Source organism: Sphingomonas sp. Y38-1Y (assembly GCF_032391395.1).
GTDB lineage: Bacteria > Pseudomonadota > Alphaproteobacteria > Sphingomonadales > Sphingomonadaceae > Sphingomonas.
On sequence record NZ_CP135916.1, the window covers coordinates 1,839,047 to 1,854,086 of the forward strand.

14 protein-coding genes are annotated in these 15,040 nt (G+C 69.1%); 6 read left to right on the top strand and 8 right to left on the bottom strand.

Annotated elements, in window-relative coordinates; all coding sequences use genetic code 11:
* The first annotated feature begins 121 nt into the window (after positions 1-121).
* On the top strand, positions 122-1,654 hold the full coding sequence (locus RS883_RS08785; RefSeq protein ID WP_315759831.1) for a Do family serine endopeptidase: 1,533 nt from the start codon (positions 122-124) through the stop codon (positions 1,652-1,654).
* 60 nt (positions 1,655-1,714) lie between these two features.
* Positions 1,715-3,379: a helicase HerA-like domain-containing protein gene (locus tag RS883_RS08790; RefSeq protein WP_315759832.1), complete on the top strand. Its 1,665-nt coding sequence runs from the start codon at positions 1,715-1,717 to the stop codon at positions 3,377-3,379.
* 152 nt (positions 3,380-3,531) lie between these two features.
* Here the strand turns inward: RS883_RS08790 and RS883_RS08795 are convergent, their stop codons facing one another.
* The 8 genes from RS883_RS08795 to RS883_RS08830 form a co-directional block, all read right to left on the bottom strand.
* On the bottom strand, positions 3,532-4,077 hold the full coding sequence (locus RS883_RS08795; protein WP_315759833.1) for a hypothetical protein: 546 nt from the start codon (positions 4,075-4,077) through the stop codon (positions 3,532-3,534).
* 61 nt (positions 4,078-4,138) lie between these two features.
* Positions 4,139-5,134, bottom strand: a complete 996-nt coding sequence (locus RS883_RS08800; RefSeq protein ID WP_315759834.1) for a type II secretion system F family protein — start codon at positions 5,132-5,134, stop codon at positions 4,139-4,141.
* Position 5,135: 1 nt separating this feature from the next.
* Positions 5,136-6,134, bottom strand: a complete 999-nt coding sequence (locus RS883_RS08805) for a type II secretion system F family protein (RefSeq protein WP_315759835.1) — start codon at positions 6,132-6,134, stop codon at positions 5,136-5,138.
* Between the two features lie 31 nt (positions 6,135-6,165).
* Positions 6,166-7,446: a pilus assembly protein CpaE gene (locus RS883_RS08810; protein WP_315759836.1), complete on the bottom strand. Its 1,281-nt coding sequence runs from the start codon at positions 7,444-7,446 to the stop codon at positions 6,166-6,168.
* Between the two features lies 1 nt (position 7,447).
* Positions 7,448-8,083, bottom strand: coding sequence for a CpaD family pilus assembly protein (locus RS883_RS08815; protein ID WP_315759837.1), 636 nt, complete (start codon positions 8,081-8,083; stop codon positions 7,448-7,450).
* 11 nt (positions 8,084-8,094) lie between these two features.
* Positions 8,095-9,711: a type II and III secretion system protein family protein gene (locus RS883_RS08820; protein WP_315759838.1), complete on the bottom strand. Its 1,617-nt coding sequence runs from the start codon at positions 9,709-9,711 to the stop codon at positions 8,095-8,097.
* A gap of 8 nt (positions 9,712-9,719) precedes the next feature.
* Complete coding sequence (gene cpaB, locus RS883_RS08825) at positions 9,720-10,760, bottom strand: Flp pilus assembly protein CpaB (protein WP_315759839.1); 1,041 nt, start codon at positions 10,758-10,760, stop codon at positions 9,720-9,722.
* Positions 10,761-10,810: 50 nt separating this feature from the next.
* The gene (locus tag RS883_RS08830) at positions 10,811-11,281 is read right to left on the bottom strand and encodes an A24 family peptidase (protein ID WP_315759840.1); all 471 of its coding nucleotides are present in this window, start codon (positions 11,279-11,281) and stop codon (positions 10,811-10,813) included.
* A gap of 60 nt (positions 11,282-11,341) precedes the next feature.
* Here RS883_RS08830 and RS883_RS08835 point away from each other — a divergent pair, with 60 nt between their 5' ends.
* From RS883_RS08835 to RS883_RS08850, 4 genes are read left to right on the top strand one after another with little or no spacing between them, the layout of a single operon-like run.
* Positions 11,342-12,277: an alpha/beta hydrolase gene (locus RS883_RS08835; RefSeq protein WP_315759841.1), complete on the top strand. Its 936-nt coding sequence runs from the start codon at positions 11,342-11,344 to the stop codon at positions 12,275-12,277.
* Positions 12,274-13,383 carry an FAD-dependent oxidoreductase gene (locus tag RS883_RS08840; protein ID WP_315759842.1) on the top strand — a complete coding sequence of 370 codons (1,110 nt, stop codon included), beginning with the start codon at positions 12,274-12,276 and terminating at the stop codon, positions 13,381-13,383. The genes RS883_RS08835 and RS883_RS08840 overlap by 4 nt, the downstream gene beginning before the upstream one ends.
* Positions 13,384-13,422: 39 nt before the next feature.
* Positions 13,423-13,671: a DUF6356 family protein gene (locus RS883_RS08845; protein WP_315759843.1), complete on the top strand. Its 249-nt coding sequence runs from the start codon at positions 13,423-13,425 to the stop codon at positions 13,669-13,671.
* Between the two features lie 14 nt (positions 13,672-13,685).
* Positions 13,686-15,038, top strand: a complete 1,353-nt coding sequence (locus tag RS883_RS08850) for an FAD/NAD(P)-binding protein (RefSeq protein ID WP_315765038.1) — start codon at positions 13,686-13,688, stop codon at positions 15,036-15,038.
* Positions 15,039-15,040: the final 2 nt, after the last annotated feature.

Consider the following 15,040-nt stretch of genomic DNA (forward strand, 5'->3'; position numbering starts at 1 on the left):
ACGGGAACCAAAGGGAGGGCGGGCGAGTCACGCAAGCTGACCGCTTCGTTCACATTCAAACGCAGTTCAGCATCGGTTTGCGAAAACAAATGTAAACCACAGTCTGGAAGGACCCGATTTCGTGCGTCACGCCTACGCAATCACCAGTGCGCTCCTCCTCGGCGGTGCCGCCGCCACGCTTGCCGTCCAGCCCTCGATCACCTCGGCGCAGACGGCGCAGAACGAACCCGGCTCGATCAGCGCCGCCGCGCCGCGCGCCGGCGCGCCGATGAGCTTTGCCGACATGGTCGCCAAGCTCCAGCCCGCGGTCGTCAACATCTCGACCACGCAGCGCGTGACGGTGCCGTCGAACCCGTTCGCGGGTACGCCGTTCGAGCAGTTCTTCGGCCAGCAGGGCGGCGGTGGTCGTCCTCGGACGCAGGAAGGCCAGTCGCTCGGCTCGGGCTTCATCATCTCGGCCGACGGCTATGTCGTCACCAACAACCACGTCATTTCGGCCGGCTCGCCGAACGCGACCGTCGAATCGGTGAAGGTGACGCTCGCCGACCGGCGTGAGTTTACCGCCAAGGTGGTGGGCCGCGACCCGACGTCCGACCTTGCCGTGCTCAAGATCGAAGGCGCGACCTTCCCGTTCGTGCGCTTCGGTAATTCGGCACAGGCGCGCGTCGGCGACTGGGTGGTCGCGATCGGCAATCCGTTCGGGCTCGGCGGATCGGTGACCGCGGGCATCATCTCGTCGGTCAATCGTGTGACCGGCGGCGGTCCGTTCGACCGCTTCATCCAGACCGATGCCTCGATCAATCGCGGCAACTCGGGTGGCCCGCTGTTCGACATGCAGGGCAACGTCATCGGCATCAACTCGCAGATCCTGTCGCCGACCGGCGGCAACGTCGGCATCGGCTTCGCGATCCCGGCCGAACAGGCCAAGCCGATCGTCGACACGCTGATGAAGGGCCGTGCGCCGCAGCGCGGCTATCTGGGCGTCGGCATCCAGCCGATCGACGACGATCTGGCCGGCGCGCTCGGCATCGAGCGCAACAAGGGCGAACTGATCGCCCGTGTCGAACCTGGCCAGGCGGCCGAGAAAGCGGGCATCCGCCAGGGCGACGTGATCGTCCGCGTCAACAATCGCGACGTGGATCCGGAGAATTCGCTGAGCTATCTCGTTGCGAACTCGGCGCCCGGGACGCGCATCCCGATCGAACTGATCCGCGACGGTCGCCGCGTCAACGTCACCGCGACGGTGGGCACGCGCCCGACCGACGAGGAACTCGCCGGCTTCCAGATGGACGAGCAGAACCAGGGTCAGGGCGGCGACGACGAGCGGACCCCGGCGGTGCCGTCGGCCGCGGCGGCGCTCGGCCTGACCGTCCAGCCGCTGACGCCCACGATCGCGCGATCGGTCGGTGTCGATGCGACGACCCGCGGCGTCGTCGTTGCGGCGGTCGATCCGTCGAGCGATGCGGCGCGCAAGGGCCTTCAGCGCGGCGACGTGATCCTGTCGGTCAACGGCCAGGCGGTGCTCACCGCCGCCGACATGACCCGCCAGGTCGCCGCCGCACGGTCGGCGCGTCGTCCCTCGGTCGTCGTCCAGATGCAGCGCCGGGCGGTCAACCGCTACCTCGCGCTGTCGCTCGACACGGCCAGCAACTGACCTGCTGACGCGGCCGCCATTCTCGCCTAAACCTGCGGCAGATCAGCAGGAGCGGCGGGAATGGCGGACGGGTCGATCTTCATCGGGGCGGGCGCGGGCGGTGCCGATCCACAGGCGCTGGTACTCAAGCGCGCCAACCGACACGGCCTGATCGCGGGCGCCACCGGCACCGGCAAGACCGTGACGCTGCAGGGGCTGGTCGAGGGGTTCTCCGACGCCGGCGTCCCCGTCTTCGTCGCCGACGTGAAGGGCGACCTGTCCGGCCTTGCCATGGCCGGTTCGCCGCAATCCAAGGGCCACGCGATCTTCGCCGAACGCGCGGCCGAGGTCGGCGAGACCGACTGGTCGTATCGCGAGTGCCCGGTCCAGTTCTGGGACCTGTTCGGTGAGCAAGGCCATCCGATCCGCACCACCGTCAGCGAGATGGGGCCGCTGCTGCTCGCGCGGCTGATGGGCCTCAACGAAACGCAAGAAGGCGTGTTGTCGATCGCCTTCCACCTCGCCGACGAGGAGGGGTTGCTGCTCCTTGACCTCGACGATCTTCAGGCGATGCTGGCGGAATGCGCCAACCGCGCCGACGAAATCTCCACCACCTATGGCAATGTCAGCAAGCCAAGCGTCGGCGCGATCCAGCGCCAACTGCTGCAACTGCGCGGGCAGGGCGGCGAGCATTTCTTCGGCGAGCCGGCGCTCGACATCGCCGACTTCATGAGCCTGGACGATGCGGGCCGGGGTATGGTCAACATCCTCGCCGCCGACAAGCTGATGGCGAGCCCGCGGCTCTACGCCAGCTTCCTCCTGTGGCTGCTGTCCGAATTGTTCGAGACGCTCCCGGAGGTTGGCGATCCCGATAAGCCCAAGCTCGTCTTCTTCTTCGACGAGGCGCATCTGCTGTTCGACGACGCGCCGCCTGCCTTGCTCGAGAAGGTCGAGCAGGTGGTGCGGCTGATCCGGTCAAAGGGGGTCGGCGTCTATTTCGTCACGCAGAACCCGATCGACATTCCCGAGAGCGTCGCGGGGCAGCTCGGGAATCGCGTCCAGCATGCGCTGCGTGCGTTCACCCCGCGCGACGAGAAGGCGGTGCGTGCCGCGGCAGAGACGTTCCGCGCCAATCCCGATGTCGACGTCGCGACCGCGATCACCGAGCTGAAGGTGGGCGAGGCGCTCGTGTCACTGCTCCAGCCGGATGGCGCGCCGTCGCCCGTGTCGCGCACGCTCATCAAGCCGCCGCGCAGCCGGGTGGGGCCGGTCACCGCGGTGGAACGCGGCGTGCTGATCCAGACCGACACCGTCGGCACCAAATATGATGAGCGGATCGATCGCGAGTCGGCCGAGGAACTGCTCGCCGCCAAGGCAGGCGAGGCGGCGGCCGCCGCCGCTCAGGCCAAGGCCGCGGTTGACGGCGAGAAGGCGAAGGCCGCCGAGGCGAAGGAACAGGCCCGCCTCGTCAAGGAAGCCGAGCGGACGCGCATCGCCGCGCAGAAGGACGCCGACCGCGCCGCGCGAGAGGAAGATCGCGCGCGCCGCGCTGCCGAGCGCGAAGCGGCGAACTCGCCCTGGAACAAGGCGGTGACCTCCGCCACGCGCGCGGCTTCGTCGACGGTCGGCCGGACGGTTGCCAACGAAGTGACCAAGGCGGTGTTCGGCTCCAGCCGCCGCGGCGGGGGCGGCGGCATCGGCGCGAAGATCCTGCGCGGCGTCCTTGGCGGGTTGTTCAGGGGCTAAGAAAGTTTGTACCCCGGCGAAGGAAGGAGTCCAGTCGCAGAACGTTCGAGAAGAGCGGGAGCGCGCTGCCGCTCACGAACTAAATCCGGCCTTCGCGGGACTACAAGCATCGTCATCCTGGACCAAGTCCGGGATGACGAAAGTGGAAGCTCTTAGGCCCAGCGGCGTCCATGCTCGTCGTCATGGCCCTCGCGGAGCATCGCTGCCTGCTCGCGCCACTGCTGCTGCGCGATCCGGCCGCGACCGAAGCCGAGGCGATCCTCCAGCGCCGCTTCGTCGGCGGGCGTCAGCGCCTCGATCGCGGCATAGGTCTTGATGCCTTCGTGGCGCAGCGCCTGCTCGGTGGGCTCGTCGATGCCGCGGATGCGCGACAGGTTGTCGCGGCCCCAGCCGAAGAAGCCACCACCGCGCGACGTCGAGCTGCTGGCCGCGCTCGCGGCTGCCGCGGTGCCGACTGCCGCCGTCGTCGCGGCGCCGGTGCCGCGATGGCGCAGCGCCTCGTCGCGCTCGCGCTCCAGTTCGCGGATGCGCGCGTCGCGCGTGGTCAGGCCCTCGCGAACGGTGCGATGCTCGGCCTCTTCGGCGCGGTACCGTTCCTTCCACTTCCGGCCGCCCGGATGGCTGGCAAGGCCGAACAGCCAGCCGGCAATCAGGCAGAGCGCAAGCACCGCAAACTGGGTGGGGGTGGTAAAGAGCATCACATCGCCTCCTGTTACGGAGGCAGAACGGCGCGCCCCGCACGCCGTTCCCTGAACCCGCTCAACCGGCCAAGAGGGCGTCGTTGATGTCGCAGGCCGCGGGGCCGAGGATGACGACGAACAGCGTCGGCAGGATGAACAGGATCAGCGGCACCGTCATGATCGCGGGGAGGCGGGCGGCCTTTTCCTCGGCGCGCATCATCCGCTCGTTGCGGAACTCGGCCGACAGGACGCGCAACGCGGAGGCGAGGGGGGTGCCGTATTTCTCGGTCTGGATCATCGTCGTGACCACGCCCTTCACCGCCTCCAGGTCGACACGCGTCGCGAGATTCTCGAACGCCTGACGCCGGTCGGTGAGGAAGCCCAATTCGATCGCGGTCAGCGAGAACTCCTCGCCAAGCTCGGGATAGGCGCGGCCGAGCTCGCGCGCGACGCGGTGGAAGGCGGCGTCGACGGTCAGGCCCGCCTCGGCACAGATGACGAGCAGGTCGAGCGCGTCGGGAAGCCCCTTGCGGATCGCGTCCGAACGCTTCTTGATCTTGTTCTGGAGGTAGAGGTCCGGCGCCTTGTACGCGCCGATGAAGGTCATCGCGACAAGGCCATAGGCCTTGAGCGGCGACCAGTCGGCAAAGCCGTCGGTACCATAGACCCAGTAGAGCATCGGTCCGCCGATGATGATCGGCATCACCAGCCGCCCGAAGATGACCGCGACCGCCCAATCCTTCGAGCGGATGCCCGCCTGGAGCAGCTTGCGCTGCGCGACCTTGAGCTGTTCGTCCTGAAGAACCTTGAGCGACTGGAGGAAGTCGCGGATCTTGTCCGCGGTCTCGTGCTTCTGGACGAGCTTCGCGCGGCGCTTGCTGGTGGAGGCGGTGATGCCCGCCTTGAGCTGTTCGCGGCGGTCGTTCAGTGCCTTGACGCGCTTGGCCATCGGGTCGCGGATGCTGACCGCGGCATAGATCGCCATTATCGTCGCAAGCGCGGCGACCGCGGACAGGAGCGTGGCGACGAGATAGACGTCGAAGCCGAGGAGCGTGGGGCCGGTTCCGGTTGGCATATCAGATCTCGAAATCAATCATCTTGGCCATGATGAAGGCGCCGATGCCCATCCAGCACATGCCGCCCAGACCCGCGACGATCAGCCGCTCGTCGATGAAGAAGCGCTGCATGTAGTTGCCGTTGATGAACCAGATCAGCCCGAACACGATGAACGGCAGCGACCCGACGATATAGGCCGACGCCTTGGATTCCGACGACATCGCCTTGATCTTGAGCTTCATCTGCCCACGCTTGCGCAGGACATCGGCCAGGTTGGCGAGCGTTTCGGCCAGATTGCCGCCCGTCTCGCGCTGGATCGCGATGGTGATGACAAAGAACTGGAATTCGGGCGTGCCGAGGCGATCGGCGGTTTCCTGAAGCGCGGCGTCGAGCGTGCGGCCGATCTTCATCTTGTCGGATACTGCGCGGAACTCCTCGCCGACGGGGCCGGGCACTTCCTGGCCGACGACGCCCATCGTCTCGGTGATCGGCAGGCCGGAGCGCAGGCCGCGGACGAGCAGCTCGATCGCGTCGGGGAACTTGGCGGTGAACTTGGCGATGCGGCGCTGAATTGCCTTGCCGACGATGAAGTGGGGGAGGAACGCCCCAAGGAACGCACCGAAGCAGAGCGAAAGGATGAAGGGCAGGCCCTGGAGCCAGACAAGGAACGTCACCGCGACGAACAGCCCGGCGGTGACCATGCCGTACTGACCGACGGTCCAGTCCTTGCCCGTCATCGCCAGCCGCTTGGCGAGCTGCGTGGGGTTGGGGAGGAAGCGCATGAACGCCTCGTCCATCCGCGTCGCCTTGGTGGTGGAGATGCGGCGCATCTGCGCCTCCATCACCCCGTCCAGGCCGGTGTGGCGTTCGCGGACCTGGGTCAGCCGGCGCCCGCTTGCCTTGGCCGCATTGGGTCCGGCAAAGGCAAAGGCGATCATGCCGAGGACGAGTGCCGCCCCCAGCATCAGGATCAGAACCGGCATCATCTCGGCGCCGATGGTCGCCTCCCATCCAAACATGGCTGCCCCGGCATCGCCGAGGCGGCGCGGGTTACTTCTTGCGCTTGATCGGCATCTTCGCCGTCAGCTTGGACATCAGCGAGCCGCCGCCGACAGGCTTCGCCGCCTTCTTGGGTGCGTCGCCCTCGGCGGCCGCATCGCCCGCGGCCAGCAGCGCGCGCGACAGCTCGCCGATCGGCGCGACCGTCTTCGATCCCTTACCGGCCTCGACCATCGGCTTGCCGAGCTTGGCCGCCTGAGCGCAGAGCTTCTGGTCATAGGGGATGACGTAATCGACCTTGCGCTCGATCGAGCTCTCGAAGTCCTTGCGCGTGATCTCCAGCGCCGCGGCGGCAGGCACGCGATTGGCGACGACGACGACATGGACGTGCGGCGCGTTGGACTTGAACCAGGACAACAGCCGGATCGCGTCGCGGGCAGCGGCCAGCGTGAACTCCGTGACGAGCACCGCGGCCTGAAGCTCCGCGACCAGGTGCGGGTACTGGACCAGCATCGCGCGCGGCAGGTCGACGACCGTGCATTCGAACGCCGAGCGGATCTCTTCCTGAAGCTGATAGAAGGCCGCGCCGTCGGTCATCACCGGCGAATGGATCGGCGCCTCGGCCGACAGGACCGCGAGCTTCTCCGACGCGCGGACCATCGCGCGCTCGATGAACAGCCCGTCGATGCGGCTGGGATTCTCGATCGCGTCGGTCAGGCCGCGGCCGGGCTCCAGGTCGAGCGCCAGCGCGCCGGTGCCGAAATGGACATCGAGGTCGAGCAGCGCGGTCGTGCGGCCGCCCTTCTCGCTCTTGAGCCAGGCCAGCGAAGTCGCCAACGTCGAGGCGCCGACACCGCCGCGGGTGCCGACGACGGCGACGCCGCAATGCGCGCGCTCGACCGCGCTCTCGACGACCTTGGGCGCGTTGAGCAGCGTGTGGGCGTGCGCGAACGTCTCGCGCAGCGAATCCGGGTTGAGCGGCTTCAGCAGGTAGTCATGAATGCCGCTGGCGACGAGGTCGCGATAGAGGCGCACGTCGTTGACCTGGCCGCACGCGATGACGACCGTTCCTGGTTCGCACACCTCGGCCAGCGCGTTGATGTCGTTGAGCGGATCGCCGCTTTCGGACAGGTCGACGAACAGGATCTGCGGGCTCGCGGACACCGACAGCGTCTGGACGGCGTTGCGAAGGCCGCCCTTGTTAACCTTTTCGGCTGCCCAGCCTTGCTCGCCGGCGACCTGACGCATCGTCTCGGCCGAATTCTCGTCACAGACGAAGGCGACGAACGGATCGCGGGTGCCGGCCCGCGCGGGGTTCCAGGGCGCGTTCATCTTACTCGGCTCCCGACTGGCTGGTGCGCACGGCTTGCAGCCCCTGATCGACCGCGGGCTTCTTGTCGCGAAGCGCCTGGACGGGCTTGGTCGCGGTCAGCGGATCGATGGTGCCGTCGCTGGTGCGCCCGCGGACCAGATCCTCGGGATGCGCGACCATCGCGGCGATGTTGCTGTTCACGCCGCATCCGAAATCGGACGAGGTGTGCGCGCCGAAATTGGGCTGATAGGTGCGGCTGTGATCGGGGCAGCCCGGCACGCTCGCGGTCATGCGCGTCACGACGACGCGGACGGCGCCCGGCGCGACGGCGCCCGGCGTGACCGGCGCACCCTCCACCAGCAGCAGGCCCTGACGGCCGGCAACCGCGGCGACATCCTCGCGCACGCGCGGATCGGGATTGCCGCCATCGTCGACCGCGATGCGATCGCCATAGCCCGCGTTCAGCGCGCCGAGCCAGCCGGCCAGCCGCTCCCGCTCACCGGGGGCGAGGCCATCGCCGCTGACGCCCATGTCGAGCGCATAGTCGGCGCGGCTGACCACCGGCTGATGGACGGATTCGAGGCTGCGGTTCTTGGTGCCCGAGCATGCCGTCAGCGCCGTGGCGGCGATCAGGATGGCGGCGGTCGAAAGGCGCATGGATCGCATCCTCAATTGCTGAAGCCGGGGGCCGCGACGGCGCCCTTGGCCTTCTTGTCGCGCTTCACCGGCTGGACGGGCGCGGCGGCGGCGGGGGCAGGGCTGGTGACGCCGATCGAAGGCACGGGCTCCGGTGCCGGCGCCATCGACGGCTTGGGTCGCGAGCCGCCCGAGCCGACGCTTTCGAGCTGGCCGAGCAGGACGCGTTCGACGTCGCTCGGCGTCTTGTAGCCGTCGGTCGGCAGCGCGATCTGGTTCGCGTCGACCGGCTTCACCAAATACGGCGTGACGACGATCACGAGTTCGGTCTCCTGGCGGCGGAAGCCGTTGGAGCGGAACAGCGCGCCGAGCACGGGCAGGTCGCCCAGGCCCGGGGCCTTCTCGATCTGGTTGTCGTGATCGTTGCGCAGCAGGCCGGCGATCATGAAGCTCTGGCCCGAACCCAGTTCGACCGTCGTCTCCGCGCGCCGCGTGGTCAGCGCCGGGATCTGCGTGCCGTCGACGACGACTGCGCCGGCGGCCGACAGCTGCGACACTTCCGGGCGGACACGCAGCGAGATGCGGCCGTCGGCGAGCACGGTGGGCGTGTAGGCGAGGCTGACGCCGTATTGCTTGTACTGCACGTTGGTGGCGCCCAGGCCGCTCTGCGTGACGAGCGGCACTTCGCCGCCGACCAGGAACGACGCGGTCTCGCCCGACAGCGCGGTCAGGTTGGGCTGCGCCAGCGTCGTCACCTGGCCGATCGTCTCGCCCAGGTCGATCGCGCCGAGGATGTCGACGCCCGCAAGCCGCCCGGCCAGGCCGAGCGCGGTGCGATCGGTACCCTTCAGGTTCGAGAAGTTGAACGCGGTGCCGGTGCCCGGCAGCACGAACTGGCCGCGGCGCGTGTCGAACGGCAGCGTCAGGGTGCCGGCGGGAAAGCCGTAGAGCGACGAGGCGTCGAGCCGCGGGAAGTTCGAGATGTCCGCCGGCCCGATCGAGCCGATCGAGCGGCCCGAGGCGACGTTGAACTGGAAGCCGCCGGTCGTGTCGCGCGTCTGAAGGTTCGAGCCGATGTTCTTGAGGAAGCTGCGGCTGACTTCGGCGATCTTGACCTGAAGGTTGACCTGAAGCGGCGTCGCGGTGCGAAGGCGCGAGACGACCTTGGTCTTCTCGCCCAGGAATGCCTGCGCCAGCCGCTCGGCCTCCGCCGCATCGGCGGGCTGGGCGACAGTGCCGGTCAGGAGGACGAGGCCGTTCATCGGCGTCGCGGTGATCGCCGCATCCGGCATCGCGGTGCGCAGCATCGAGCCAATCGAGTCGATGTTCTCGCCGACGCGCAGATTGCTGGAAAAGGCGACCTTGCCCGACTTGGTGACGGCATAGACCGTGGTCTCGCCCGCCGCCTTGCCGAACACCCAGAATTGGGTGGGCGAGCGCACCGTGACATCGGCGATCCCGTCGGCGGCGACGAACACGTCGCTGATTGGTTCGCGCACCGTCACCAGGCGGCCGCGGCCGGTGGCGAGCTGGAGCGTGCCTTCCGGCGCGCTGACGCTCTGGGCGGCGGCTGGCGCGGCACCGGCGGCGAGCGCGAGCGGCGCGGCGGCCAGGCCGAGCGCGACGATTGCCCGCTTGAGTGGCTTCATCCCGTTGGTCACTTCTTCCCCCCAACCTCAACCGCGGTCACCGCAGTGCCACGCGAAACCCTGACCACCGGTCCGGTCTGTACCGCCGGCGCGGGCGCGCCGGGGAAGCTCGGACCCGCCGCCGCAACCTGCGGCCCGGCGTTCACCCCCATGCCGCCGCGGCCCGGCACCGTCGAACGCTGGAAGCGCGAGACGTCGGCGCCGGTAGAATAGCTGGACTTGCCCTCGATCGGCCGCGCCGCCACCCGGGCGATCATCGCCTTCTCGGCGGCGGGATCATTGCCCTCAGGCACGTTGACCTCGCCAGATGCGATCGCTTCCTCAAGGTCCGCGGCGTTGTCGGCGATCGAGCGCAGCGACAGCGACAGCGTGCCCACGGTCTGTGCGACCGAAATCTTCTCGGCGATCCGCGGCGTCACCTCGACCGTGACCGTCGAATAGGTGTTCACGACGGTGTTGCCCTTGTCGTCGCTCTGCTTGTCGGCGCGCTGGTCGGTCGCGAGCACGCGCAGGTTGCGTAGCACCGTCTCCGAGGCCTTGAGCGGCGGGCCATCGCCGCCGCCCTGCACCGACTGGGTCAGGATCAGGTCGACGCGGTCGCCCGGAAAGACGAAGCCGGCGACCGCCGACTGCGCATTCACCGGCACGGTGACGGCGCGCATGCCCGGCCCCAGCGCGGCGGCAAGGAAGCCGCGGTCACCGGGCTTGACCAGCGCGCCCTGCGTCACCGGCTGACCGGCGGGGATCGCGAAGCGGACGACGGTACCCATCACCATCTTGGGATCGAACTTGTCGCCCTCGACGAAATAGGCGTTCTCGATCAGCTCCTCGGGCCAAGGCTGGAACTTGACCGCGTCGGGGCCGATGATCGTCCCGATCGGCAGCGCCTTGGTCGCGATCATCACCTTGGGTCCGGTCGGCACCGGCGGTGCGACCTGGGCCGTGGCGACGGGCGCGGGTGCGCCCATGAACAGGCTGCGTGCCATCACCGCGGTGATCGCCGCAACGATCAGTGCGCCCACCAGCAGTATGATCTTCCGTCCGTCCATGACGCTATTGGCCTTTCCGATTCGGGCCCGGTTTCCTGGAAGCTAACCAGTCACCGAAAATGGTTAAGGAGTGGTTCGTGAAAGGTGAGAAGCGCCGCGCAGGCAATCGCCACCCCATAGGGAACTTCGGGCGGCGCGGGGTCCCGACGCCATTTGCGGTCGATCATCATGATCGCGGCAATCACGCCGCCGATGATCGACATGAGCAGCAGCATCGCCATCACGGCGTCGGCCGGCACCCACAGCGCGAGCGCGCCGATCATCTTGACGTCACCGCCGCCCATCATGCGAACCGCAAATAAAAGGACGAAGAGGGCGAAGACCGCGAAGCCCAAGCCAAGCTGGATCGCCATTCCCGGCCAGACCGACAGCCCGATGACCCACCACCAGACCGGCGCGAGCAGCGCGATCGCCGCGTTCTTCCAGTTGGCGATCTCGCGCCGGCGCACGTCCTCGATCCCTGCCGAAACGAGCAGGCACAACAGCGCCACCGGCAATATCAAGGCAAAGCCCACCCCCATGTGCATCGACCCTAGACGACATGGCTTGCCAAAACGTAACCATCGCCCATGGCAGGAGAGTTGAGGTTGCGCCGCGCCTATCCGGCGGATGCGCGCATCGGTGAGTGGCTGGCACCCGATGGCTGGGCGCACCGGACGTTGATGTGGGACGCGCCCGCCGATGTGCCCGCGCGCGGCTCGATCCTGTTCCAGGGCGGGCGCGGCGACGTGTTCGAGAAGTATCTGGAAAGCTTCCATCATTGGCATGATTGCGGCTGGTCGATCGCCAGCTTCGACTGGCGCGGGCAGGGCGGGTCGGGCCGCTGCGGACCGCATGCGCATTGCGGCCATATCGAGCGGTTCGGGTTGTTCCACGACGACCTGCGTGCGTTCTGGCAGGGGTGGGCGGCGTCCGCTTCCGGACCGACCGTCATGATCGGCCATTCGATGGGCGGGTTTCTGACGCTGAAGGGGCTGGTCGACGGAGCCGTCGATCCAGTCGCGGCCGTGCTGGTCGCGCCGATGCTGGGATTGAAGGGCGTGATCCCTCCGGCCCTGGCAGGACGGCTGGCGCGCTGGATCCGCGATCGCGGCGATCCCGCGCGCCCCGCCTGGAAGGGCAACGAGCGGCCCGCGACGACCGAGACGCGCCAGAGCCTGCTGACGCACGATCCCGACCGCTATGCCGACGAGATCTGGTGGCAGCAGGCGGATGCCCGGCTGATGACGGGTCCGCCGAGCTGGGGCTGGGTCGCCGACGCCTTTGCCGAGACGCAGGCGCTGCGCGCCGACCCGCGCGTGGAGCGGCTGCGCGTGCCGCTGCTCGGCCTGATTGCCGAAGCCGACGGGCTGGTCGATGCGCGCGCAGCCAAGTCGGTGCTCGCGCGCGTGCCGTCGGCCCAAATGGTTGCGTTCGGGCGCGAGGCGGCGCACGAGTTGCTGCGCGAAGCCGATCCCGTGCGGGATCGCGCGCTGGCGGCGATCGACGCCTTCCTCGACGAAAAGGCCCCGGTTTGAACGCAACCTATGACATCGCCGTGGTCGGCGGCGGGATTGCGGGGGCGAGCGTGGCGGCGGAAGTGGCGCCGCACGCGCGCGTGCTGCTGCTCGAGGCCGAGGATCAGCCCGGCTATCACGCGACGGGCCGGTCGGCGGCGTTCTGGTCGGAGACCTATGGCGGACCGGGCGTCCAGCCGCTGACCACCGCATCGGGGCCGATCCTGCTCGACCCACCCGTGGAATTGGGCGGCGAGCCGTTCCTGAAGCCGCGCGGCGAACTGTATATCGGGCGTGAGGACGACACCGCGGCGCTGGACGCCTTCGTCGCCGATTTTGCCGAGACGGGGGTCGTGCTCGAGCGGGTCGATCCGCATGGCTATGTGCCCGGACTTCGCCCCGAATGGGTGCAGGCGGTCTATGAGCCCACGTGCCGCGACATCGACGTCGGCCGGCTGCACGGCGCCTATCTCGCCCTCGCGCGGCGTCGCGGCGTTCGCATCGAGACGCGCGCGCGATTGATCGCGGCCCGGCGCGAGGGCAGCGGCTGGTCGATCGAAACGACGGCAGGGTTGTTCGGCGCGGGTGTGATCGTCAACGCGGGCGGCGCCTGGGCCGATAGGGTCGCGGCTGCATCGGGCGTGGCGCCGATCGGCATCGCGCCGCTTCGCCGAACGATGGTCCAGCTTCGCGTCGATCCGCCGATGGCACCCGACGCACCGCTGGTGCGCGACGGCGCCGACCGCTTCTACTTCAAGCCCGAGACGGGCGGGCGGGTATGGCTGACGCCTTATGACGAGGTGCCGGACGAGCCCCGCGACGTGTCGCCGGAAGAGATCGACGTCGCGATCGCCGTCGATCGCTTTCAGGGCGTGGTCGACTGGCGGGTCGAGGCGGTCGAGCGGCGCTGGGCGGGGCTCAGGAGCTTCGCGCCCGACCGGCTGCCCGTCTACGGCTTCGATCCGGCTCACCAGGGCTTCTTCTGGTTCGCGGGGCAGGGCGGCTTCGGCATCCAGACCGCGCCCGCGGCAGCCGCGCTTGCCGCGTCGCTGCTGACGGGCAGCGATCGGCCGGCCTGGCTCGCCGCCGTCGATCCGGCACGCTACGCCCCTGGCCGTTTCCGTTAGCAGTGGCGGCGGGTCGATCGGCCCGCTAGGCTTTCCGTCATGATCGACCGGCTGTTCCTCCGTCACCCCACCTCGGTGGGGGAGAGCTATTTTGAGCATATGGGCGTGGCGTTCCGCTTCGGCGGGCGGCTGCTCGCGGCCGGCGGCGCCGCGATCGTTCACGGCCTCGTCCCCGCATTGTGCGAGCGGACCGCGAGCAAGGCGGTCAAGACGCTCCACGCCGAACTCGCCGCGCGTCAGCCCGCGCCGGCGCGGGACAATGCCTGGCTGCCCGAATACGAGATCTGACCACGCCCATGTCAATGCGGGAGCATGTGCTCGTGGTCGGGGGCGGCTTTTCGGGGACGCTGCTCGCCATCAACCTGATGCGTCATGACGGGCCGCGGGTGACGATGGTCGAGCGGCGTCCGGACCAGGTCGCTCGCGGCGTCGCCTATTCGGCGGCGGACGACAGCCACCTGCTCAACGTGCGCGCGGGCAACATGAGCGCGCTGCCCGACGATCCCGATCATTTCGTCCGCTGGCTGGCCGCCGAGGGCGAGGGCGGGCCGGGTAGCTTCGTGCGGCGAACGACCTATGGCCGCTATCTGGGTGCGCTCCTGGATGAGGCGCGGGTGAAGGCCGGCGACCGACTGGTCGTGGAGACCGGCGATGTCGACGCGATCCACGGCGACCGCGAAGGCGCCGCAGCGACGATCGATGGCGAGGACCGGCGGTTCGATCGGGTCGTGCTGGCGGTCGGCAACCTGCCGCCGCATGCGCCGCCGGGAATCGACGCCGACGCGTTGCCGCGCGACCTGTATTGCGACGATCCCTGGGCGGCGGACATCGCCGATGGCCTGACGGCGGACGATGCGGTGCTGCTGCTCGGCACGGGGCTGACGGCGATCGACGCGGCGTTGCTGCTCGACCGGCGCGGCTTTCGCGGGAAGATCGTCGCGATGTCGCGGCGCGGGCTGGTGCCGCGCGCGCATGTCGAAGGGCAAGCCAAGGCCACGCCGCTGGACGAGAAGCCGGCGCGCGCGCTGCCGGCGCTGGTGCATGCGGTGCGCGAACAGGCGGCGGCGGGCGAGTGGCGCGCGGCGGTCGATGCGCTGCGGCCGGTGACGCAGCTGATGTGGGCGGGGGCGGACCTGCCGACACGGCAGCGGTTCCTGCGGCATCTGCGCCCGTTCTGGGATGTGCATCGCCATCGGCTCGCGCCGCAGGTCGCCGCCCGGATCGAGACTATGGTGGACGAGGGACGCCTCGTCTTCCAGGCGGGCAAGCTTTCCGCGATCCGGCCTGAAGGGGAGGCAGCGACGGTCGAATGGCGGCTGCGCGGGGAGGAGGCGACCACCTCGGCACGGTTCCGCCGCATCGTCAATTGCACGGGGCCGCAGGGCGACCTGATGCGGGCCGCCGATCCGCTGCTGCGCCAGCTGATGGCGGCAGGGACGATCCGGCCGGATGCCGCGCGGCTGGGCATCGACGTCGCCGCCGACACCCGCGTCATCGGTGCCGCGGGCCAGCCTGCCGACCGGCTCTATGCGATCGGCCCGATGACGCGCGGGGCGTGGTGGGAGGTCGTGGCGGTGCCCGACATCCGCGTGCAGGCGTGGAACCTCGCCCGCGCCCTCGCCAACGCCCATTGGGTCGGTGGCGAGGGGCTATAGCG